This window comes from Paenibacillus sp. EKM301P, from assembly GCF_011800295.1.
Taxonomy (GTDB): domain Bacteria; phylum Bacillota; class Bacilli; order Paenibacillales; family Paenibacillaceae; genus Paenibacillus; species Paenibacillus polymyxa.
On sequence record NZ_JAALFM010000001.1, the window covers coordinates 1019794 to 1042024 of the forward strand.

The following is a 22231-nucleotide window of genomic DNA, read 5'->3' on the forward strand; positions in this document are numbered from 1 at the left end:
CGATTTTTTTGGATCAACTGCCCAATAAACTAAATTTCCAATTATTACATTTAGAATGTTGTAATATTATATTTTATCGGGCATAGAATGAGTACTTCTCGACACTATTACTATTCGTATAATCAATTCTTCCACCATGATCCCACACATCATCATTTAAATTGGTTACATTTTGGGGATATTTCGCGCTAGCGCTGTTATTTACTAAAAAGCGCATATTATTCCAAATAGCAGATGTGAATCCATGCTTAAAAGAAGTAGCACTATTTGATACTCCATTCATAGCTATAGCAGTCACTCTCTTAACAGACCGTCCAGTCGTACCCAGTCCATTAAATTTAACCACATAGATATTGGAATAATTAATTTGCTCTCTAATGGTTAAAGTAGGCTCATCAGATTTTCCAGCATAGTAAAATACTTTGTATCCATTTATAGTAGCACCATTATCAAATCTTTTAGATCTATAAACATAGGTTATATCTCTAGAATTCGGCTGGCTATAGCCGTTGTCATCTCCTTCGTTGACAGTATGGAGTACCTTTGCATGGAAAACAGGATACCACCCGGCTGGAGTAGTCTTAGATCTCAAACCCTCAAACCCAACTTCCGCGACTCCATCTATTCCTGTATACATATAAGCAGCTTCATTATCATCATCGGCATTTGCAATATCGTAAGTTGGTAGGGTGATAGAATCTGCCATTACACCATTATACACGATGGATGAATTGCTAGCTGGCGTTTGAAGTCGATGAAATGCTCCTGTCTCCTTTCCAGCAGTATTGCCTCTATTCGATAAAGTAGATTGAAGGGTAATTTTATGGTCGCTCACTTTACTCTCGCCCAGCTCATCGCTTTTATAAGTTGCATCGGTAACTTTCTTTTCAAATTGGTCTTTAATATCTCCTTGTTTGGAAGAAGTAGCATCAACCAGATCGCCAGTTTCGTCAATATTCAATATAACCACTTCGGCATCCTGCAACTTTTCGATTTTTTGAATTGTATCCTGTTTAAGTACTCCTTTTTCCAAAAGGCTATCAACAGAATGATCAAAATCTTTGTTGCTTAATGTTGATATTCCTTTTGCAGCCGCAGGAGCCGCCAGTTGGATTTCTTGCTCAATAGCGTCTTTAATGTATTGGTTAAACTCATTCGACGAAGGTTCTTGACCTTGAGCATTTGCAGCCAAGCTTGGAATGGAAACAGCCATAAGTAGAATAGAAAGAGTAATCTTAGTTTTTTTTAACATAATATAAACTCACTCTCCACATTTTAATATAATGCTATAATCGAAAGCTGGCCAGCGTTTCTTTAATTATGGAAATTTATTCATAAAAATAACACTACGTGCATTATAGTGGATAACATTTACAGAATCAATATTTTTATTTTTTCTTTTATTTGTATATATAAAAAAATAGAATGTACCAGCTTCTATCTTTCTATTAACTTCATTTAAAAAACTGGTCAGTTAAGCTCGCCAGCGAACAACAGGCTTCATGTTTATTAGGAGATAAAGATCTACTTACCAAAATTAACATAGCCTCATCCCCTTCTTGTTTGCTCACTATTTATTTTCTAAGAAGGTCCTTAAGCATCAGCATTCTAATTGTAGCAATTACGCCTATTGCACTTTAAACGTGCACTGATTCATTTATGTATTCCCTTCACCACAAACTAAACTCACAAAAAAATGCCCCCTAGCATTCATCGGACAAACCAAGAGGCTTGTTCCAATGTCACACTAGGGGGTGCTCTTCTAATCAGGGGAATTTGCTTTACCCTTTAACCGACCCGGCTGCGATTCCTTCCACAATCCGGTCACTCATGATGAGGAACACGAGCAAAATGGGCAAAATGCTGATCATCAACGTGGCTCCGATCGCTCCCCAGTCGGTCGTATATTGTCCGATAAAGTTTTGAACGCCGACGGTCAGTGTTTTATTTTCGTCCGAACTGATGAACGTATTGACGAAAATAAACTCGTTCCAGTTGTAGATCATATTAATAATAGACGTCGTTGCCATGACGGGGGTGGTCATGGGCAGCACAATCCGGAAGAACATCCGGTTGACGGAGCAGCCGTCCATAACGGCCGCTTCTTCCACTTCACGGGGCAGGGCGTAATAGAAGCCCAGCAAAATCATCATCGTGGTCGGTAGATTAAAAGCGACATACGACAGGATGATGGATACTGAAGTGTCTGTTAAGTGCAGTTTGAGAAACATACTGAATAGCGGGATCAAGGTCGAATGGACCGGAATCATGAGTCCGACCATAAAGAGCCCGAGGACCAGTTGGCTTCCTTTCCAACGCATCCGTGTAATGGCAAACGTTACAAAACTGGCGAGCAGCACGGTCAGCGCCACGGATATAACCGTAATCCATACACTATTGAAGAAATACCGCCCGATATTGCCACTGGTCCACACATTCATATAGTTTTCCCAATGCGGCTGAGACGGGAACGCGAACGGTGGAAGGTTAAACACTTCCTGATTATTTTTAAGCGAGAAAAGCATCAGCCATACCAGTGGTAAAAGCTGCGTCACCGCCAAGATGATCAAAAGTATATACAAAGCGGCATAACCGACCCGAATTAACATTTTGCCGCGGGTAGCGACTCCAAGCGGATAGTTGGCGGCTGCCTGGGTTTTCATATCCGTTCCTCCCTCTTCCTGTCCTTTGTTACCCCTGATCTAACACATGAATGTCCTATGAATACTGGATGGTGTCACTAGTAGCGGTCACCTTGCGAATCACCCACGTAGCAACCAGACAGATGAGCAGCAAAGCAAAGGCTGTAGCGCTACCATATCCGAAATCGAAGCTGCGGAACGCCTGGTGGTACATGTACGAAGCCATCACTTCACTGGCTCCGTTCGGCCCACCGTCCGTCATGACGTAGATCAGGTCAAAATATTTGAGCGAGCCGACAATCGACAATATGATCGTCACATTAATTACCTCGCGCAGCAGAGGTAATTTGATACGAGTTGCAATCTGCCAGGCACTGGCTCCGTCGATGCGGGCAGCCTCCATCAGCGTTTCGGGAATGTTTTTCAGTCCGGCATAATAGATCAGGATATAAAAGCCTGCATATTGCCAAATAATCGGAATGAACAAGGCAAGCAGCACCAGAGACGGATTAGCTAACCACTCGGGTGGGTTGTGAACTCCGACTGACGCCAGCAAAGAATTCAGCACTCCGTTGGTCGGGTGATACATTTTGAGCCACAATTGAGCGATCGCTACAGAAGACAGCAGCATGGGAATCAGATAAATTTTCCGCAGCAGGTTCGCTCCCTTGATTTTTCCTGACAAAATCATCGCAACGACCAGATAACCGATCAGACTGATACCTGAAAACAAGGCCAGCAACAGCGAATGCCAAGCACTTTGCCAAAACGCCGCGTCTGTGAACAAATGTTGATAGTTATCCAGCCCTACGAAAGTCATAGCGCCGATTCCATTCCACTGATTCAGACCGTAATAGCCGGTCAGTACGATGGGCACATAAATCACGGCGAATAACAACAGCAGGGAAGGCAACACATAGAGAGCAATGACGAGCTTATTGGACATGACCTTTTCCACGGTCAGACCTCCTTAGGTGGTCAATTTCAATTTCCTTTCTCAATGGCAGCCTTATGCTGGTCGGCAAATTGCTGCGGTGTCACCGCTTTACCAAACAACGCCTGAATCATATTCAAATGCACCTGTGCCGCATTCGGCTTCATCTGAACATCAGCGAATAATGTAATGTTGCTGGCTTCGTTCAGCCCATTCAGCAGATCGACATACAGCTTGGGCAATTTTTCTTTGGAGGTATCCACTTTTGTCGCTGGAATAACGCCTGCCTGTGTGACCGATTGCTCTCCCCATTTTTCTACGAAGTATTCAACGAATGCTTTGGCTTCTTCTTTCACTTTGGAATTTTCCGAAACGAACAAGCCTACTCCCGGACCTCCTACCCAGCTGTTCTCGTCGCCCTTGCCGCCTGCAACCATCGGGAATTTAAAGAAGCCAATTTGATCTTTAAACGCTTGTGGAATTTCGGGATTAGTCGTAAAATTCGGCAACTCCCAGGTAGCCATCAAATACATCGCCGCTTTGTCGTTCATAAACTCGGATTTTCCTTCATCATTGGACAAGCCGTTAAATCCTTTGTTAAAGGCATTCATATCCACCAGCGTCTGAATTTCGGAGGCCGCCTGAATTAAACCAGGATCATCGAACGATCCTGAGCCGTCAATTGCTTTTTTCAGCGTTTCGCTACCTGCTATACGGTCTGCCAGATACATGTACCAAAGCGAGCCCGTCCAGCGATCTTTATTGCCCAATGCAATCGGTGCAACTCCATGATCTACGAGTGTTTTCACCACCTGCTTAAATTCATCAAATGTCGCAGGTACCTTCAAGTTGTATTTTTGGAATATGGCTTTGTTGTAATAAATGGGTGTTATGTTCAATTCGATCGGAAGCGCATACGTTTTGCCATCCAGCGCATAGGCATCGGTCGTTCCCGGTACGAATTTGTCCTTCAGCTTGGAACCTTGCAGCAGGTCATCCATCGGCGTAAATAATCCGCCTTTAACGTAAGGCTCCATGAAGCCCGCTGCCCAGGTGATACCGATATCTGGCAATTCATTGGAAGCTGATAGCACTTTGAGTTTGTTTTTGTATTGTTCATTTTCCAGCACTTCCTGCTGAATGACGACATTCGGATGATCCTTTTGGTATTGATCTATAATCTGAGTTACAAGCTTGCTTTGCTGTGCCGAGCTTCCCTCTGGCCACAGGTGCATCATTTTGAGCGTAACCTTGCCCCCTGCTCCACTGGAACCGCCTTGACCATCCTTACCAACACCACAACCGGACAGCACTAGCATGAATGACAGCAGCAGGGTCAACCCAGCAACCCATTTTCGATGTGAGCGCTTACGAACTGAATACTTGTTGGACATCGTTAGACCTCCGTTATTGTAATTATATTTTTTGTAACCGTTATCATTTGTAAGTTTAGCACTCTATTCCTGCTTCCAACAGGGTACGCTCATTGGGTATAATTCCACTTTTATTGGGTTGTGAGCAGCCTATATGTCAGTCGATATTCTCCGGTCCTTTACGCATCTGCTGCCTATAGCGGCTGGGACTTACCCCCTCGGTCGCTTTGAATACTTTAATAAAATATTTATCTGTCCGGTAGCCTGAGCGCTCGCCGATCTGGGCAATCGTCAACTGGGTATGCAGCAGCAACTCCTTGGCCCGTTGAATCCGCAACCGGTGCAGATATTCGCTGAAGGACAAACCACTTTGCTCCTTAAATAAAACACTAAAATAGCTCGCATTCAGGTGTGAATGCGCCGCAGTCTGCGCCATCGTAATGGGCTCGTGTAGATGCTCCGCCATATAGGCGAAGGCTTGCCGTACCGGATCGCTAAGCGTAGCCGTTTGGAGGTCAAGCTCCAGCAGAACAGGGTCAGCCAGCTTGTCCAGCTTCTTGTATCGCTGCCGCTCCTCTTCCAGCTGAAGCGCCTCATTTACCGCATTCAGCAGCTCCTGCTTATCAATCGGCTTGAGCAAGTAATTAACGGCTCCGAGACGAAGCGCCTGCTGGACATAATCAAATTCCGCATATCCCGAGATCACAATGATCGCCGGACGATATGACTCCCGTTCCAGAGAACGAATTAAATCCAGCCCGCTGAATTCCGGCAAACGGACATCTGTAATCAGCAGATGAACCCTCTCCGCTTGCAGCATATGTAATGCCTCCAGGCCATTCCCCGATGTCATAATTCGGTATTTCCCGGAGGCCCACTGCTCCAGTGTCTGATGTATCCCCTGACGTGTTCTTTGTTCATCGTCCACAATAACAATAGTCTTGGATGAAAAACTCATTCCTACCGCCCCCCGTATTCATCAGGAATTTCAAAAGCGACCACAGTTCCTTCCTGCACAGCACTGTGGATCAGCACGCCGTCCGTTCGATAAGATGCGCTATCATAATAGAGAGCAAGCCTGCGCTGCACATTAACCAGTCCCATACCAGTTCCCTTGCTCTGACAAGCAGATCCCTCCATCAACGCTGTACGCACAGCTGCAAGTTCCTCCTGTGTCATTCCAGGTCCGTTATCTACTACCTCGATCTTAGTCCAGCCCAACCTCGCCGAAGGAGTGATTCGAATTTCAACACGGCCATTGCCGATTCGATTTTCGACACCATGTAAGATTGCATTTTCTAAAATGGGCTGGATCAGCAGCTTAGGAAGCGGAATTCTTGCTGCCTCTGGTGGCATATGAATTTGCCAGCTCAGGCGTTCGCCCAGGCGCATCTCCATCAGTTCCAGATAACGACGGACTTGTGCTATTTCTTCTCCAAGTGTCACCCAAGAGTCATGGTGAGCCGGTTCGATCACATAACGAAACAGCCGCGACATGGACACCATCAGCCCGGCAAGTTCTTCCTCTCCCTTCTCCTGTAGCGACCAGTTAAAAGCATCCAGCGTGTTAAAAAGAAAATGCGGGTTGATCTGCGCTTGCAGTGCTTTAAGCTCGGTCTGGCTTTGTAAAGCCTCCTTCTCGCAAATGACATGGATCAATTCATTGATATCGACAATCATCGTGTTGTACTCTGCATTTAATTCCCGTAGTTCAACCGCTGCTGCCGGTTCTGGATTCAGGGCCAATGCCCCTTCCCGTGAACGACGCATGGCCTGAATCAAGTGACCTATCGGTCTGGTAATCAATGTTGACAACATAAAAGACATGAACAGGAACAATACGGCACCAAGAGACGCCGAAATAATAAGTGTCGTCCGTAAAACCGTAATTCCGTCTGTGACGACGCTAACTGGAATGAGGATCAGCAGCGACCATCCTGTCCGTTCCGATTGCTGAACTGCCTTCACATACTCGCGCTCTCCAATATGAATCGTCTGTGTCTTGCTGTGCAATACATCTAACAAATTAGTCTGATTCATAGGCTCACCCGATAGCAGCTCGCCTCCACGATCTACAAGCAGCATGGTCTCATTTGCTTCTTCATTGGTCGCTGACGTACCATTTAGCCCAAAATAACTTCGGTCCATGCGGGTAATCAGATATCCTCCGCGTGAAAACCAGCGATCTACCAGGCTCACCTGCCGAATCGCCAGCAGCGACTGGGGATTTTCAGGATCTATGCCGATCCAGACCAGCCTGCCTTTCATCTCATTTGCTTCCCGAATGTCCGCCTGTCCGATACGGTCCTCCAGACTGCCTTCTCTAATTGGAAACAACATCTTCCCTTCGGCAGTATACAGCTCCAGCGAGCCAACGCTCGGCATATAGGCCTGATAGCTATGCATCACTTGCAGTAGCGATTGACGCTGTCCGAAAGTCACCTTGCCCCCATTGCGCTCCTCCAGCAAAATATGCTGAACAGATGGATGATTCGCCACTTGTTCCGTCAGGCTGTCCATCTGGCCGATTAATGCATCCAGTCTGCCACTTGCTTGTACTGCGGTCTGACCAATATGCCGCTCGGCGCTGTCTTTTAACAGGTCAGAGACATTGAGGTAAATGAACGCCCCCGCCACACTCATCATAATGAGCATCACCAATATAAAGCCGATAAAAATCTGATTACGCAATGTGTTTAATGGTTGGAACCTTGAACGCATAAGCCTTCTCCCCCTGAATCATTGCAGAAAAGTTGATAATGATAGCGCTTTCTATTTTCTATTCTAGCGCATCGTTCCCCTTTGTTGGCATCTTTTTAGCGAGATTAATGAAAACGGCCAGCACTCTTTGGATTCATTACGTTTGATAATAACACGTAATAACGATGTATATTAAAAAAGCCTTAACAAAGATAACACCTTATCCTTGTTAAGACTTCGTTTGCATTACCAATAATAATCCTCAGCATTACATTCAATGACAGGGTTCAGACATTATCTTGTGGATAACGAAGCCCATTTTTGCTCCAGCCACTGATCAAATTCAGCACCCTTGTCGCCTTCATATGCGTCATAAATATCAACTCTCATCTTGTGCAGCTTCTCGCGAAAATCGTTATAGGTATGGTCGGCTGGCAGGCTTTTTTTAATCCGCACCAGAATCTTCGTCAGCCCCTTAACAAGCTCACCCTCTTTGCGCACAGGCGGCTGTACGTTTTCTCCCCATTCCTGAAGCTTGTGGTAAGCGGCTTCCTGAACAGCATATACCATATCATTATTCATTCGGTGCGTCAGCAAGTCAATTGTCTGCTGGTTCTTCCATGCACCCAGATCATTCACTGCAGCTAGACGCGCTTTCCAATCGGAGGTTCGGTTTGCAGCCACCTTAAGCTGCTCATATACTTCTGCAAATTCCTGCTGAGTTTCGTTGTTTTCCAAAATAATCTCATCCTTTTCTAAAAATCACTACACTGCTGTTTATCACGATTGCCGTTTGTTAAATATAACATACTTGCAGGTCTTCTTCTAAAAAAGATCAGAATGAAATGTAGCGGATTCCAATTTAATAAGAGCCTTGCTTAGTAAGGAAATTTATAAGAAGTCCGCACGTGCTGGTGTAAATGCATCTAGCAGAATTCCGTCATCCTCCAGCGGGATGCAGCCATGAAGAGTGTCAGATGGAAAATGAATGCTGTCTCCTTCTTTAACAATCTGCACATCCTTGGTTTCGCCATGATCGATCATGAACTTAAAGCTTCCCTTCAATACATAAGTGACCTGTTCATGGACATGCTTATGCAACAGGATCTCCCCAGTTTGAGCTTTAGCAAACATCACTTTGACATACATCAACTGGTCACTGTGGGCCAACACTTTCCGGGTCGTATTACTGTCTACTGTGTCCATTTGAATATCTTGATCGTAATAAAACATGAATCATTCCTCCTCATTTAGAACCCAATCTATTTAAGATGAGTTATTTTTAAAGATTCATAAATCGGTTTAGCTTAAAACCAGCGGAAAATAAGCCAAAGTAATCCGGAAAGGGTAGTAAAGTCGGGATCGGCGAATGTCACTCCTTCGGCACCCAAAAAAGAAAAGAGCGGCAAGGTGAGAGCCGGCAGCAGACAGAGCAAAAATCCATTAAGACAACTGGAAATGACTGCTCCTCTAAAACCACCGCTGGAATTGCCAAATATCGCGGCTGCACCGCCAGCGAGAAAACAGGCCATGATCCCCGGTACAATAACAGGCAGTCCGATAAGCGGGAAAAGAAAGACGCAGGCAACACCTGTGAAAAAGCTGACCAAGAAGCCTACCAACGCGGAATTAGGTGATTTGTCGAACAGTACCAGAACATCTACCCCAGGGATTGCTCCAGGTGCAAACACTTGGGAGAAGCCTTTGAAAGCGGGTACAATTTCAGTCGTGAACAGCTTAACACCTGCTTTTGCGATATACAAGCCGGCAGCAAAAGTAGCTGATTGTTCGAGGATAAAGACGAGGTATTCTTTGCCGTCAGATAATTTGCTGACATAATCAGAACCAGCAACCAGTCCAGATACCAACAAAAGCACCAGCATCGTCAAGGTCGTTGCCACATTGGGATCACGCAAAAAACTGATGCGGTCATTTATTTTTACATTTTCGGTGTCATGTTCACGATTGCCCAAAACTTTTCCTAAATAGGTACCGAGAATGTAAGAAGTCATGGAAGCATGAGCAATTGTATATTCATCCGATTTGATAATATTTTTGCTGGCATTCCGGAGCAGGTAAGGAAACACCGCCATGTAGCTCCCAATGACCAAAGAACCAACGATGATTGTAGTCAGCGAACTGAGACCCAGACCTTTCATAACGGCTGTAGCGGCAAAGCTCATGAACAGAATCAAGTGAAGAGACAAATAAATGTACTTGAACTTGGTCAGGCGCGCAAGCACGATGTTAAGGATCATGGAAAAGAGTAAAATGAGTGCAGCATCCGCCCCGATCTGATCAATGGTCAGTGCCATGATAGCTTCATTACTTGGTACGACACCTTTAAGGTTGAACGCAAAAGAAAATATTTGGCTGAAGTTTGTGAGCACGCCTCCTAAAATTCCGCCGCCGACCTTGATCATGGTGAAGCCCATGAAAGAAAGGGTGGTTCCCGTTATGATCTCGGATACTTTCTTCCTCTGGAATACGAGACCGAGTAATGTCACAATCGCAATAATGATGGATGGCTCCCTGATAATGCTCATAAACATTTCCATAGTGATCTCCGACCTTCTTTTATATATTTTTCATTCTTACTAAATCGATTTAGTAATGCTTGAAAAAAATTTCCCTTCCGGGAATGTAAAAAGAAGTAGAACTGCCTTTTGTGAATTTTAGTACAAGTTAAATCATAAATTTCCGTTTAGGGTTCACTCCTCCCCTCTTTTAAGTTGCAGTCATCATTACACTCAGCAACATACATACATACATACATACATACATACATGAAAGGGTATTCATGACTCGAATCATAAGATCATTATAGCTCTTTATTTTCTTTTTACAATAGAATCCATAAAAACGTTTTCAAAAAGAAAAAATACTTATTCCAACTATTCAGTTTAACTTTTGGACAGATTCTCTGTGGTTAATGACCGGATTCAAACGGATGATTTCTGAGGGCTGCTCCTGCTCTTTTTGATCGATTTTATCGAGCAGTAGCCTCGCACTTCTTTTCCCCATTTCAAAACTCGGCTGGGAAACGGTAGTGATTGGCGGATTATAAAAAGATGCAAAGGATACATCATCTATCCCAATCAAGGAAAAGTCGTTAGGTATGGTCAGATGATTATTTTTGGCATAGATCAGCACCTGCTCCAAAATCATGTCATTCGTAGCAAGGATTGCGGTAGGCGGGTTCTCCATATGAAATAGTTGTCTAATAAGATCAGGCATTTCATCCAGCCTGCCGCTTTTGATATAGTTTTCATGCACGGATATATCATGTTTGCCGAGTGTATTCCTATAGCCGGATAGCCGCTCACTTCGTGTAGTAATCGCTTTTTTGCCTAGAGGAAACGTGATGATGCCAATGTTTTTGTGACCATGCTCAATCAGCGCTTCAATCGCAAGCTCGCTAGCTTTTTCATTATTCAACAGCACCGTGTCTACGCTGATTTCATCAATTTTTCGGTCCACAAACACGAACGGATAGCCACTTTTGACAAGGGAAACATATAATTTTTTGTTCTCTTCTGTAGGAAAAATAATAAGTCCATCCACTTGCCGAGCAATCATCGACTGGACGTACTTTTTCTCTTTGAGGGAATCATCATCGGTATTGCAGACAATGACCTGGACATTTTCCAGTTGGCATTCATCTTCAATCGCGCGCACAATCTCTGTTGTAAATCTCGACAAAATAGTTGAAGAAATAACCCCCACAATAAAAGTCTTCTTTTGCTTGAGACTGCGCGCCACCTCATTGGGAATATAACTGAGCTCCTCAATCGCTTGCTCAATCTTCTTCTTGGTGCTTTCACTCATATAGTTGTATCTTTTGTTCAGAAACTGCGAAACTGTGCTCTTCGACACCCCTGCACGTTCTGCGACTTCTTTCATCGTTGTTACCATGATTCCCCCCCTTTCTATATTTGCGTATTAGGCATGTGCTCATTTTCACTATATCTGTACTCTGCAACCTGTATGTAATGTGAATTTCCTTTATTATATACCTTCTTTTACAGGAGGAAAATATAATAAATATGAGTTGAAACGTGCCTTCACCCCATACCCCTACCCCATAAATGCTGGACTCCTAACCTAAATATACCTTGTTGCAAATCTAATAATTTCGAACAAAATCTTAAAAATATACGAATTTTATGAACTTGTTTGATGGAAGATTTGAACATAAAATGAAAATGTAATCGGTTACAATATCATTTATATAAAGGAGGAAGCAAGAATCATGAAGAAAAAAGGGTTCAAAAAAACATTTTTCGTCATTGCCTCCCTCGTCATGGGCCTTACACTGTATGGGTACACTCCACCTTCGGCAGATGCAGCCAGCGTGAAAGGATATTATCACACCCAAGGAAACAAGATTGTAGATGAATCCGGGAAAGAGGCCACATTTAACGGTCTGAACTGGTTCGGCCTGGAAACCCCTAATTACACCTTGCATGGACTGTGGAGCCGCTCAATGGACGACATGCTGGATCAGGTGAAAAAGGAAGGCTATAATCTCATCCGTCTGCCTTACAGCAATCAGTTATTTGATTCCAGCTCCCGTGCTGACAGTATTGATTACTACAAAAATCCTGATCTGGTCGGATTGACTCCGATTCAAATTATGGACAAGCTGATCGAAAAAGCTGGACAACGCGGTATTCAGATTATCCTTGACCGTCACCGCCCAGGCTCAGGTGGACAATCCGAGCTATGGTATACCTCTCAGTACCCTGAGTCCCGCTGGATCAGCGACTGGAAGATGTTAGCTGAACGTTATAAAAACAATCCTACCGTCATCGGTGCAGATTTACACAACGAGCCACACGGTCAGGCAAGCTGGGGAACAGGCGATGTCTCCACAGACTGGCGTCTCGCGGCGCAGCGTGCAGGGAATGCCATTCTGTCCGTGAATCCAAATTGGCTGATTCTCGTAGAAGGTGTGGACCATAATGTACAAGGCAACAACAGCCAATATTGGTGGGGCGGCAACCTGACAGGTGTGGCCAATTATCCTGTCGTACTGGACGTGCCGAACCGTGTCGTATATTCACCACATGACTATGGTCCTGGTGTGTCTTCGCAGCCATGGTTCAACGACTCGACCTTCCCGTCCAACCTGCCAGCAATCTGGGATCAAACCTGGGGCTACATCAGTAAGCAAAACATAGCTCCAGTGCTGGTTGGTGAATTCGGCGGTCGCAATGTCGATTCGTCTTCCCCTGAGGGTAAATGGCAAAATGCACTCGTAGACTATATTGGTGCCAACAACCTGTACTTTACGTATTGGTCCCTGAATCCGAATAGCGGCGACACAGGCGGTCTGCTGCTGGATGACTGGGTTACCTGGAATCGTCCAAAGCAGGATATGCTGAGCCGGATTATGAAGCCTGTCGTTTTCGTAGTGGAGCAAGCTAAAGCAGCAGCCGAATAGTCACAGGACTTCAATCCGATTATTAAAAAAGCTAATTTCCCTCCTTCAGTCCAGTTTGTGCTGGAACTACGAAAGGGTGGAGAAACGAATGAAAACAGGGCAACGCTATCGAATAGAAACCCAGCACAGTTTGTTTTTTATCCCTATGCATTATTGGGGCCCTGCTGGTCTAGTGATCGGAATTGTTTTAATCGTTGCATCTATATTTGTATAACGTGGATTGGAAAACACGAGCGATTCCAAACACCGCGATGCGAGCCAGTCACTCCCATTGCGGTGTTTTTTCTTTTTGAAGGTCAATCTAACCTTTTCGTTGCACTCGTCATTTGAGGATCAGCGAAGCGAGCTGATGCCGAGTTGTTAAGGGGAGAGGATCTAGCACTGTGTTTGATTATTTAGCCGAGTCATAGCCTGTTATGGTTTTCGTCTCCAAACATTCCTCCAGCCCATGTAATCCGTATTCTCTGCCGAGACCCGATTGCTTGAATCCCCCAAACGGTGCCTTCATTTCAAAACCTGCCCCGTTAATGAGTACAACACCAGCAGCAATTTGGGTTGCCACTTCATTGGCTTTCTCAATGTCCGAGGAACTCACATAGGCACCGAGACCATAATCTGTATTGTTAGCCATTTCGATGGCTTCCTCTTCCGTCTCGTAAGTTAAAATTGATAAGACGGGACCGAAGATTTCTTCCTTGGCGATCGTCATGTCTTCTGACACCTGAGCGAAAACCGTTGGTTTAACAAAATATCCTTGTTCCATCCCCTCTGGATGCCCCAGACCTCCGATGACCAGTTCAGCACCCTCATCAATACCAGACTGAATATATCGCTGAACTTGATTGTATTGCTTCTCTGTTATGATTGGGCCAAGTTCTGTGCCTTCTTCCCAGGGATTACCGACTTTGATGCGTTTCACAGTTTCTTTAGCTATCTGTTTCACTTCTTCCAGCCGTTGCTTGGGAACCAAAAGGCGGGTCCCTGCAACGCAAGCTTGCCCATTATTGTTATAACACTGTCTTACAGCGGTCGGAATTGCCGTGGAAAAATCAGCGTCATCTAAGATGATATTCGGCGATTTGCCGCCTAGTTCCAGCGTGACCCGCTTCATCGAATCTACAGCACCTCTCCGAATTTCTTTCCCTGTTCGAGTGGAACCAGTGAAGGTGATCATTGCAATATCCGGATTGCGGGTCAGTTCGAATCCAACCGTTTGGCCAAGACCATGAACTACATTAATAACACCAGTTGGAATATCAGCCTCATGGAAACATTCAGTGATCAGATGTGCCTGAATCGCGCTAAGTTCACTTGGCTTGATTACCACTGGACAGCCGGCAGCTATGGCAGAAGCAAGCTTTGCAGTAATCTGAGAGTAGGTTGCATTCCAGGGAGTAATAATTCCAATAACTCCAATTGGCTCTGCTACTACTTTCGCTTTCCCGATATACTTAACGAAATTGAATTCCTCAAGTGCTTCTTTCGTGTCCAAAAAATTCATAGCTGCCAGTTTAACTCGGCCAATGGCAGCGGGCTTCGGAGCACCATATTCATTGATATTAGCCTCCATCAGTACTTCTAATTTTCTCATAACTGCGTCATGTAGTCTTTGCAGTATTTGACTGCGCTCTTCCACTGAAGTTCGTGAGAAAGTCTTAAAGGCTTTCTTTGCTGCCGCGATTGCTCGTTTGGCATCCTCTTCGTTCCCTAAAGTGACACGTCCGATGATTTCCCTAGTTGAAGGATTAATAAGTTCTTGTACCTCTGTGCCATAAGGCTTTACAAATTCCCCGTTGATATAAACTCGATTAATTGTTCTCATTTAAATAACTCCTTTGAATTCATTTAGGAGATGCCCCCTTCGTGCTCTTGCTAAAAAGAATGATAGCACACAGCAAAAACAAAGTAAACAAAATACATATAAATTGTCTATATTGTATAAACCGTTTATATCCTATTGGAAACGTGTATAATAGAAGGAACAGATAAGGGGGAGCGTAAATGTCAATGGAGAATCAGCAAGATAAAGCAAAAAACAAGCTGCTGAAAAAACTGATTCCGTCCCTCATGAAGGACGGGTTTCAACAAATGAGGATGGACGATATTGCTAAATTCATGGATGTTAGCAGAGCAACGATGTACAAGAATTTTTCTTCAAAAGAAGAAGTCATCGAAGGCGTCGTTCGCATTTTTGTTGACTATATAGAACAGCTAGAGGATCGTACCAATGAGGATGACGATCGATCATTCGGGGTTTGGTTTCAGCAATTGTTTGAACAATCGGTATCGTTAGTTGGCAAAATATCTGATGTGTTTCTGAAGGATTTACAAATGGTATTTCCAGAATTGTACGAAGTTTTGAAGACTGCATTGGATAAAAGGGAACAGCAGACCCTTAAATTTTATCAAGATGGGAAGGACAAAGGGGTTTTTAATCCGATTAATGAGAAGTTCATTTTACTTCAAGACGATATTTTGCTCCGGGAAATCATGAATGTGAAGTATTTGCTTTATAACCAAATAACCATTCAACAAGTCCTCAATGATTATTATTATTTTAAAAAAATTCAATTGTTCAAACCGGAAAAGATGTCCTTAGTGGACGACTCACGAATTCACCCCGTCATTGAACATTTTGTCGAGAAATTCAATCGTGCTTTATAAGTCAAGGGGCTGTCCCTAACTACTATGGCTTAACGGCCGCCACCATGAATGAAAATGAACTGGGCCTGTGAATCTGTATGTTCCATACTGGAACTGTAGGTCACAGGCCGTTACTTTTGGTTAGGACAAACACGCTGGTCCCAAACCGGCAACCTAGCTCATGCTTCGACCTAGCTGCTCGACCTTGCTCAGCCATTCGTTATGCTGTTGATCTGTCCTCTTATTCATAAGATCAATGGTCGTAGAACGCACTGGCTTGACACCGCATAAATGTAGTGTGGAATCCTTCATCATCCGATGCCCAGGCTGTCCCTGGAAAAATCGATAGTACCAGTGCGGACCGTCCATCGTTGTAATGAGGCGGGCTGTTCTTCCTTTTAGAAGCTTGTCAGGCAGGGGTTTTCCTTTTTGATACTTAAACGCAAACCCCGGCATAAAGGTACGGTCAATGAATCCTTTCATTAATGCAGGCAAGCTGCCCCACCAGATTGGAAAGACAAAAACGAGATGTTCTGCCCATTTAATCGACTCCTGTGCTTGGATCAAATCAGGTTCCAACGGCAATTTATTACGATATCCACCTAATAGATTTGGATTAAAGTCCAACGCGGATAGCTGCAACAAACGAACCTCTGCTCCTGCAGCCTTCGCTCCTTTTACATAGGATTGAGCCAGCGCTTCACCATAACTGCCAGCGACCGGATTCCCTTGAATCACCAATATTTTTTTAGACATATAAGCCACTTCCTACCCTCATATTATGACTTTAGTTAGAAAACACTAACTTTATATTTAAAAAGAAAAGGTCATTACTGACCTTTACTTAATAAAGCAGTTAAACGTTGTTTGACCTCTGCTGCCAATGGAGCCAGTTGCTGTGGAAGTTCCCCTTCCAGGCTGGACACGGACAAGCGTGTAATGGCTCCAATGATGAGCACACCGGATAGCTGAACATCCTGCTTCGGCAGTTCACCTTGTTGAATCCCCTGTTCGATGAATTCAGTTAACGCCTCCAGCGGCTGACGCACATTCTGGCTCTGGCTTGCTTCAACATACAGCTCATGATGCTGTGATAGTAGAAGCAATCCATACTGGTCCTCATCATGCATATTCAGCACTTCATCCACCAGTTGATGGAAACGGCTGACGAAGCTCCCACTCTGCTTGCGATAGAAGTCAATTAAGGTGGTGTAGCTATTACAATATTGCCCGAATACCTCCAAGGCCATTGCATCTTTACTCTTAAAATGCTTATAAATCGCGGCATCCGTCACACCGGCAGCCTCTCCAATTTCTTTGACTGAAATCCCGTCAATCCCTTTGGTTGCAAATAAGCACATCGCTGCCTGTAGAATATCTTTCTTTTTGCTGTCTACATGTGTTTTCTTGTTCATAAAATTATAGTAAGTGAAAACTAACTAAAACGCAAGTCATATTTATGCATGCTCATCCTGTCTATGTGCTTAATTTAAAATCCATCGTAATAAACCTAAAATACCATATTTTTATAAGTGAATGTTCATGAATACGTTAAATGATACGTGTATTGCCTCATTTTATCCCCATAAAATACATATGTAACCGAAATAAGGCGAGCGTTCTGAACCGTTAATAAAAAGGAGTGAACCCAATAGAGCTTACTGTTTCAACCACTTCAAATACGCGATGTAGAGCTAAAAAATCGGATTATGATGTCTCCCATGGGTACCGTCTCAGCGGCAGAAGACGGAAAAGCAACCGATTGGCATACGCTGCATTACGGCGCTAGGACGTTAGGACAAGTGGGGCTAATCATGCTTGAAGTGCATGCAGTCACCCAGCAGGGAAATGATTCAGGCAGCCTTGGCATATGGAGCGACAAGCACATTTCCCCGCTGCAAAAAGTGGTGCAAGCCATTCATGACCAAGGCTCTAAAGTCGGTCTCCAGCTTTGGCATGTCGGACTCAAGGGCTCGTTGCCTCAAGAAACAGCTGTATCCGCCTCTGGTTTGCCTCACCGCGAACGGGCGACCTCCGCACTGTCTTTAGAAGAAATCCATAATCTTGTGCTTGCCTTCAGAGATGCCGCTGTACGGGCTTCGCAAGCTGGAATAGATGTCATTGAATTTCGTCAGACTGCTGGTATAGCTACCGCAGCCGTAGGCTTGATTACTCACGGTATTCAAGCCAAGGAAATTTTGCGTAATGGTCGGGCGGATCTGGTTGCGGTAGGCCGGGAACTGCTGCGTAATCCATTCTGGCCCAGACAGGCAGCCGAACAACTCGGTGTTCGTATTGAAGGACCTGCACCCTATAACCATTTTTGGTTTTAAAATAATGTCCATCACTTGAAGTATTCATCGCGAGCAATGTCATGCACTGTATCGCACACTAAATTGAACAATTTCCACAATAATAGGTGTGCCGGAGGAAATTGTCTCCCCTTCGCGGAGGTGAATCGTCAGCGATGAAGGTGTCAAGCTGAACAACGTTCTTTCTTGTAACATCCCGTTAATATACAGATTAGCATAACTATTGCTTCCGACATGAAACCTCTGAGAAGCTCCCTGCACACCATCTACAGAAAATTGATCCGCCATAATCGTGACTGAAGATTCAATCGGATCAGGACTAAAATAAAAATACCGCTCAGCCGTAGGGACAATTTCAATATTGGAGATGTCAGGTGCCGGACCGGTTGGACCCGTTATACCTTGGGCTCCAGTAGGACCGGTTACGCCCCGTGCCCCGGTTGGACCGGGTGCACCTGTTGCGCCTGCACTACCTTGAGCTCCAGCTGGACCGGGCACTCCCGGTGCTCCCTGTGTTCCTGCAGGGCCCTGTATTCCTGGTACTCCTGGTACTCCTGGCACTCCCGGCACTCCCGGCACTCCTGGCACTCCTGGCGCTCCTGGCACCCCGGCTTCACCTGGAAGACCTGCTGAACAGGGCATACCTTGCTTTCTTGTATGCTCCATCCTCTTCCGTTTAGCAGGAGTATTTCTGAAGCGCCGTTGTACAATAATTAGCTTTGGATGCTTTTGGGCATGCAATCCCGTTTTTGTTTTACCTTTGAATGGATACCTGGGCTTACACTTTTTTCGTTTGTTGATCTTGCAATGTACTGTTCTCTTTCCCTGCCTTCTTAGTGATGCATCACGTCTCCTCATACCAGCCGTACACACCTCCTCCTCTCATGCTTATGTATTGTATGCACATCTCCCATTAGGGTCTTAGGCATTTGTAATATGCAGATTCCAAGTATTCGCTTTCATTTTTTGTGCAGTAAAATAGGGCCTTCTCCATTTACCCTATTATTAATAGAAAGGTTCATATGCCGTTTCCGAATAGGTTGAAAAATCATTTATTGATTAAGAGCCAGCGAATGGCTCATACCACATACCAGTAAAGAAAGGAGATGAGAACTATGCCAATCATAAAACCTGTATTTACAGCAGTAGCCACGGCTCCAGTGTCAACGGGGGGTGCTATAACCACGACCATAACCCCAGCAACTACCCGTTTTTTTGCAACCATTACAGCCGGGATGATCGGAGCAACAGAAACAACTGTTCCTGCTGCCAGCTTCGTAGATGACGCCGATGCTCCCGTGGTTGCTTTACCGGCATTAACAGCCACAGATTCTTCTAATTATTATATTAACGGAGTCATTCAGCAGAGCTCCTTATTCACCCTCTCCACAGCAAGTCTGGTCATTGCCTCCGTAGATATTACACCAGGTGTCCCGGTTGTTATAGAAATAGCAGATTTTAGCGGTACAACCTCTACTATCACCACTCAGCCTACCATCTCGGCCCCTACCGTAACGATTATCACATAAGGCGTTTCAATGATTTTGAACCAAGCCGGACTGAATGGTCATTCACGCTGTACACTACCCCGTATACGCTAGAAAAAGACCGATTCAGATGTCGATATCTGAATCGGTCTTTTAAACTCAAGATCATCTAATCTATTTTCAAATGGATTGGGTACTGCAAGATTAAGGCATAATAGCAAAGGAGCGCACCGGAAAACCGGGTGAATCCTGAATGCTCGGAACGATATTATAAATGATTGCGCCCGTCGGAGGCAGCTTGTCCAAATTTGTCAGCACCTCAACTTGATATCGATCCTGCTCCAATATGTAATATTCCCCTACCAGTTTGCCCGCTTTTCGATAAGCTACAGAGGAGTCCGTATCCAGTGTTTCATGTCCGATAGCAGCAACATTCCGTTCTTCTACCAAAAAGCGCAGCGCATCCAGCGACCAGCCTGGGCAGTGTGCATCTCCGGCATTGTCCTTGTTCGAGAAGGCATCTGGATTAGGCCAGCGCTTGCTCCAATCACTGCGAAAGGCGGTAAAGGACTGTTCGGCAATACGTCCGTGCTCTTTTTCAAAATCCAGAATATCCGCGACCGTAAGCTCATAGTCGGAATTGGCTGCAACGGCTGCTGAACGGTCAATGACAACCAGCGGTAAAACCAGTTCCTTCAATGAAAGCTCATGTAAATAACGTTTCCCCTTCACAAAATGAACGGGAGCGTCAATATGAGTTCCATACTGCCCTGGAAAGCAGTATTGTTTTACAAAAAAGCCATCGTCGTGGGTAAACAGGGTATCCACCTGAACGTTATCGAAAACCGGAAAATGGGGAATTTCAGGATAAAAGGCATGGGACAAGTCCACCCACTCTTTTTGCTTCAACAACTTCAATACATTTGCTAAATCCTCTGCCATGATGCCGATTCCTCCTCAGCTTTATTACAAGCATTGTACCTGAGGATACTACAAAAATCCATAATTCTCCTGTCATTTTTCATCACTTTTTGACTTGGAATCGTTAACATTATCAGAAAAACTATTTTATCTTTATTCACTGAAATAACTCCATATAATCATATATACAATTCCCATTTCCTATGATTGTTAACGTTTTCATTTATATATATGCATTTTGATTGGAAAAAGAAGGTCTCTATTGAATTATTTAAAAATTCGACAAAAATTTTAGTATGTAACTTTTATTATATTAACAAATACTGGTACACAAAGTATGATAGAACATGTAGAAACTACAGGAGCACCCGGGACTCCCTCGTTCGTCTACTCCATTTATCCAATATACGGAGGTATTTTATGAAAAAGAGATGTTCACTCGGAATCGCAGCCGTGTTATTGTTCGCTACTCTGGCTCCTATGGGTGCACCTGCTCATGCAGCAAGCGATATTGGCAAGGAGACACTTGGCAGCAAAAACGGTTGGGCCGCCTTTTCTACAGGCACGACAGGTGGAGCTACTGCTACTTCCTCCAATACTTTCACCGTAACGAACCGCAAACAACTTGTCGATGCGTTAGGCAAAAGCAGCAACACTACACCTAAAATTATTTATGTCAAAGGTACAATCAATGCCAATGTCGATGACAATAATAAAGCGCTAGGATTGAACGATTACAAAGACCCTAAGTATGATTTCAATGCGTATCTCAAGGCGTATGATCCGTCGACATGGGGTAAAAAGGTTCCTTCTGGTACATTGGAAGACGCACGTAAGGCATCACAGAAGAATCAAGCTAGTCGTATCGTTATTGAAATCCCATCCAATACAACGATTGTCGGTCTGGGCAACAATGCTATCATTAATGGTGCAAACTTCCAACTGAAAAAGGGTACAGACAACGTCATTATCCGTAATATTGAGTTTCAGGATGCCTACGATTATTTCCCGCAGTGGGACCCAACTGACGGCAGTACAGGCAACTGGAATTCAGAATATGACAGCATTACCATTAACGGAGCTACGCATGTATGGGTGGATCACAATACGTTCAATGACGGGGCTCACCCCGATAGCGGAAACGGCACCTTCTACGGTCAAGAATACCAACATCATGATGGACTGCTCGATGTGATTAACCAGGGTGATCTGGTTACCGTTTCATACAATCACTTTTACGATCATGACAAAACATCCATTATCGGCAACAGCGACAGCAAAACAGCAGATGAAGGGGCTTTACGTGTAACCCTGCATCACAATTATTATGAGAATACAGTACAACGCACACCACGCGTACGTTATGGACAAGTCCATCTCTATAACAATTACTATACAGGTGATGTAAAACGCTCTGAATACCCTACACTATATATATGGGGCGCAGGCAAATCCTCCAAAATCTTTGCTGAAAACAATGTCATTGACGTTGCGGGACTATCCGCAGCCAAAATTGTGACTGTTTTTGGTGGGACTGCCTTGTCAGATACTGGCACACTTCTGAATGGACAGGCCGTAAACGCAGGCTCCAGCGCGGGTCTTAGCTCCTCTGTAGGCTGGAAGCCATCCTTGAACGATAAAATTTCCCCATCCGCCAGCGTGAAGGCAGAGGTCACTTCCCAAGCCGGTTCCGGCAAGCTGTAAGCGCTACCGTATAATACAAATCACCACAGACTCATGCAACCTGTGGTGTTACACCAAAAAGGCTGTTCC

At 44.5% G+C, this 22231-nt stretch carries 20 protein-coding genes; 5 read left to right on the top strand and 15 right to left on the bottom strand.

Features of this window, described 5'->3' with window-relative positions; translation table 11 throughout:
* Window positions 1-73: 73 nt before the first annotated feature.
* The 10 genes from HFD99_RS04605 to HFD99_RS04650 form a co-directional block, all read right to left on the bottom strand.
* The gene (locus tag HFD99_RS04605) at window positions 74-1252 is read right to left on the bottom strand and encodes a hypothetical protein (protein ID WP_123797508.1); all 1179 of its coding nucleotides are present in this window, start codon (window positions 1250-1252) and stop codon (window positions 74-76) included.
* A gap of 529 nt (window positions 1253-1781) precedes the next feature.
* The gene (locus HFD99_RS04610; RefSeq protein WP_045244276.1) at window positions 1782-2663 is read right to left on the bottom strand and encodes a carbohydrate ABC transporter permease; all 882 of its coding nucleotides are present in this window, start codon (window positions 2661-2663) and stop codon (window positions 1782-1784) included.
* A 55-nt stretch (window positions 2664-2718) separates the two neighbouring features.
* A complete protein-coding gene (locus HFD99_RS04615) occupies window positions 2719-3600 on the bottom strand; it encodes a carbohydrate ABC transporter permease (RefSeq protein WP_017426800.1) in 882 nt (293 codons plus the stop codon).
* Between the two features lie 26 nt (window positions 3601-3626).
* Window positions 3627-4970, bottom strand: a complete 1344-nt coding sequence (locus HFD99_RS04620) for an extracellular solute-binding protein (RefSeq protein WP_017426799.1) — start codon at window positions 4968-4970, stop codon at window positions 3627-3629.
* A gap of 136 nt (window positions 4971-5106) precedes the next feature.
* The gene (locus HFD99_RS04625; protein ID WP_017426798.1) at window positions 5107-5907 is read right to left on the bottom strand and encodes a response regulator; all 801 of its coding nucleotides are present in this window, start codon (window positions 5905-5907) and stop codon (window positions 5107-5109) included.
* Between the two features lie 2 nt (window positions 5908-5909).
* Window positions 5910-7670: a cache domain-containing sensor histidine kinase gene (locus HFD99_RS04630; protein WP_167440813.1), complete on the bottom strand. Its 1761-nt coding sequence runs from the start codon at window positions 7668-7670 to the stop codon at window positions 5910-5912.
* 273 nt (window positions 7671-7943) lie between these two features.
* Window positions 7944-8387, bottom strand: coding sequence for a HEAT repeat domain-containing protein (locus HFD99_RS04635; RefSeq protein ID WP_016821892.1), 444 nt, complete (start codon window positions 8385-8387; stop codon window positions 7944-7946).
* A gap of 153 nt (window positions 8388-8540) precedes the next feature.
* Window positions 8541-8882 carry a cupin domain-containing protein gene (locus HFD99_RS04640; protein WP_016821893.1) on the bottom strand — a complete coding sequence of 114 codons (342 nt, stop codon included), beginning with the start codon at window positions 8880-8882 and terminating at the stop codon, window positions 8541-8543.
* A 74-nt stretch (window positions 8883-8956) separates the two neighbouring features.
* Entirely contained in the window at window positions 8957-10207 is a 1251-nt protein-coding gene (locus tag HFD99_RS04645) for a PTS ascorbate transporter subunit IIC (protein ID WP_025365550.1), read from the bottom strand.
* A 340-nt stretch (window positions 10208-10547) separates the two neighbouring features.
* The gene (locus HFD99_RS04650) at window positions 10548-11564 is read right to left on the bottom strand and encodes a substrate-binding domain-containing protein (protein WP_016821895.1); all 1017 of its coding nucleotides are present in this window, start codon (window positions 11562-11564) and stop codon (window positions 10548-10550) included.
* 337 nt (window positions 11565-11901) lie between these two features.
* Here HFD99_RS04650 and HFD99_RS04655 point away from each other — a divergent pair, with 337 nt between their 5' ends.
* A complete protein-coding gene (locus tag HFD99_RS04655) occupies window positions 11902-13095 on the top strand; it encodes a glycoside hydrolase family 5 protein (protein WP_045244271.1) in 1194 nt (397 codons plus the stop codon).
* 391 nt (window positions 13096-13486) lie between these two features.
* On the opposite strand, the gene HFD99_RS04660 is transcribed toward HFD99_RS04655, so the two are convergent.
* Window positions 13487-14917: an aldehyde dehydrogenase family protein gene (locus HFD99_RS04660; protein ID WP_031462010.1), complete on the bottom strand. Its 1431-nt coding sequence runs from the start codon at window positions 14915-14917 to the stop codon at window positions 13487-13489.
* A gap of 179 nt (window positions 14918-15096) precedes the next feature.
* Between HFD99_RS04660 and HFD99_RS04665 the strand changes: the two genes are divergently transcribed.
* Window positions 15097-15759 (top strand): TetR/AcrR family transcriptional regulator, encoded by a 663-nt coding sequence (locus tag HFD99_RS04665; protein ID WP_016821898.1) that lies wholly within the window; start codon window positions 15097-15099, stop codon window positions 15757-15759.
* Window positions 15760-15912: 153 nt separating this feature from the next.
* Here the strand turns inward: HFD99_RS04665 and HFD99_RS04670 are convergent, their stop codons facing one another.
* Window positions 15913-16494 (bottom strand): NAD(P)H-dependent oxidoreductase, encoded by a 582-nt coding sequence (locus HFD99_RS04670; protein ID WP_031462012.1) that lies wholly within the window; start codon window positions 16492-16494, stop codon window positions 15913-15915.
* Window positions 16495-16568: 74 nt separating this feature from the next.
* The gene (locus tag HFD99_RS04675; RefSeq protein WP_031462013.1) at window positions 16569-17153 is read right to left on the bottom strand and encodes a TetR/AcrR family transcriptional regulator; all 585 of its coding nucleotides are present in this window, start codon (window positions 17151-17153) and stop codon (window positions 16569-16571) included.
* Window positions 17154-17399: 246 nt separating this feature from the next.
* On the opposite strand from HFD99_RS04675, the gene HFD99_RS04680 reads away from it, so the two are divergent.
* Complete coding sequence (locus HFD99_RS04680) at window positions 17400-18071, top strand: oxidoreductase (RefSeq protein ID WP_080724236.1); 672 nt, start codon at window positions 17400-17402, stop codon at window positions 18069-18071.
* Window positions 18072-18110: 39 nt separating this feature from the next.
* Here HFD99_RS04680 and HFD99_RS25900 read toward each other — a convergent pair whose 3' ends face one another.
* The gene (locus tag HFD99_RS25900; protein WP_090889783.1) at window positions 18111-18716 is read right to left on the bottom strand and encodes a DUF4183 domain-containing protein; all 606 of its coding nucleotides are present in this window, start codon (window positions 18714-18716) and stop codon (window positions 18111-18113) included.
* Window positions 18717-19165: 449 nt separating this feature from the next.
* Between HFD99_RS25900 and HFD99_RS04690 the strand changes: the two genes are divergently transcribed.
* Window positions 19166-19579, top strand: coding sequence for a DUF4183 domain-containing protein (locus tag HFD99_RS04690; protein ID WP_017426787.1), 414 nt, complete (start codon window positions 19166-19168; stop codon window positions 19577-19579).
* A gap of 162 nt (window positions 19580-19741) precedes the next feature.
* Here HFD99_RS04690 and HFD99_RS04695 read toward each other — a convergent pair whose 3' ends face one another.
* Window positions 19742-20479 (bottom strand): cyclase family protein, encoded by a 738-nt coding sequence (locus HFD99_RS04695; RefSeq protein ID WP_045244269.1) that lies wholly within the window; start codon window positions 20477-20479, stop codon window positions 19742-19744.
* A 399-nt stretch (window positions 20480-20878) separates the two neighbouring features.
* On the opposite strand from HFD99_RS04695, the gene HFD99_RS04700 reads away from it, so the two are divergent.
* Complete coding sequence (locus HFD99_RS04700; protein WP_016821905.1) at window positions 20879-22162, top strand: pectate lyase family protein; 1284 nt, start codon at window positions 20879-20881, stop codon at window positions 22160-22162.
* The last annotated feature ends 69 nt before the right edge of the window (window positions 22163-22231 follow it).

Excerpts from the sequence above, each read along its gene's own strand:
- HFD99_RS04675 (WP_031462013.1), bottom strand. The coding sequence starts at position 17,153 with ATGAACAAGAAAACACATGTAGACAGCAAAAAGAAAGATATTCTACAG.
- HFD99_RS04630 (WP_167440813.1), bottom strand. The coding sequence starts at position 7,670 with ATGCGTTCAAGGTTCCAACCATTAAACACATTGCGTAATCAGATTTTT.
- HFD99_RS04670 (WP_031462012.1), bottom strand. The coding sequence starts at position 16,494 with ATGTCTAAAAAAATATTGGTGATTCAAGGGAATCCGGTCGCTGGCAGT.
- HFD99_RS04625 (WP_017426798.1), bottom strand. The coding sequence starts at position 5,907 with ATGAGTTTTTCATCCAAGACTATTGTTATTGTGGACGATGAACAAAGA.
- HFD99_RS04700 (WP_016821905.1), top strand. The coding sequence starts at position 20,879 with ATGAAAAAGAGATGTTCACTCGGAATCGCAGCCGTGTTATTGTTCGCT.
- HFD99_RS25900 (WP_090889783.1), bottom strand. The coding sequence starts at position 18,716 with ATGGAGCATACAAGAAAGCAAGGTATGCCCTGTTCAGCAGGTCTTCCA.
- HFD99_RS04645 (WP_025365550.1), bottom strand. The coding sequence starts at position 10,207 with ATGGAAATGTTTATGAGCATTATCAGGGAGCCATCCATCATTATTGCG.
- HFD99_RS04655 (WP_045244271.1), top strand. The coding sequence starts at position 11,902 with ATGAAGAAAAAAGGGTTCAAAAAAACATTTTTCGTCATTGCCTCCCTC.
- HFD99_RS04665 (WP_016821898.1), top strand. The coding sequence starts at position 15,097 with ATGTCAATGGAGAATCAGCAAGATAAAGCAAAAAACAAGCTGCTGAAA.
- HFD99_RS04660 (WP_031462010.1), bottom strand. The coding sequence starts at position 14,917 with ATGAGAACAATTAATCGAGTTTATATCAACGGGGAATTTGTAAAGCCT.
- HFD99_RS04690 (WP_017426787.1), top strand. The coding sequence starts at position 19,166 with ATGCCAATCATAAAACCTGTATTTACAGCAGTAGCCACGGCTCCAGTG.
- HFD99_RS04620 (WP_017426799.1), bottom strand. The coding sequence starts at position 4,970 with ATGTCCAACAAGTATTCAGTTCGTAAGCGCTCACATCGAAAATGGGTT.
- HFD99_RS04640 (WP_016821893.1), bottom strand. The coding sequence starts at position 8,882 with ATGTTTTATTACGATCAAGATATTCAAATGGACACAGTAGACAGTAAT.
- HFD99_RS04605 (WP_123797508.1), bottom strand. The coding sequence starts at position 1,252 with ATGTTAAAAAAAACTAAGATTACTCTTTCTATTCTACTTATGGCTGTT.
- HFD99_RS04695 (WP_045244269.1), bottom strand. The coding sequence starts at position 20,479 with ATGGCAGAGGATTTAGCAAATGTATTGAAGTTGTTGAAGCAAAAAGAG.
- HFD99_RS04650 (WP_016821895.1), bottom strand. The coding sequence starts at position 11,564 with ATGGTAACAACGATGAAAGAAGTCGCAGAACGTGCAGGGGTGTCGAAG.
- HFD99_RS04610 (WP_045244276.1), bottom strand. The coding sequence starts at position 2,663 with ATGAAAACCCAGGCAGCCGCCAACTATCCGCTTGGAGTCGCTACCCGC.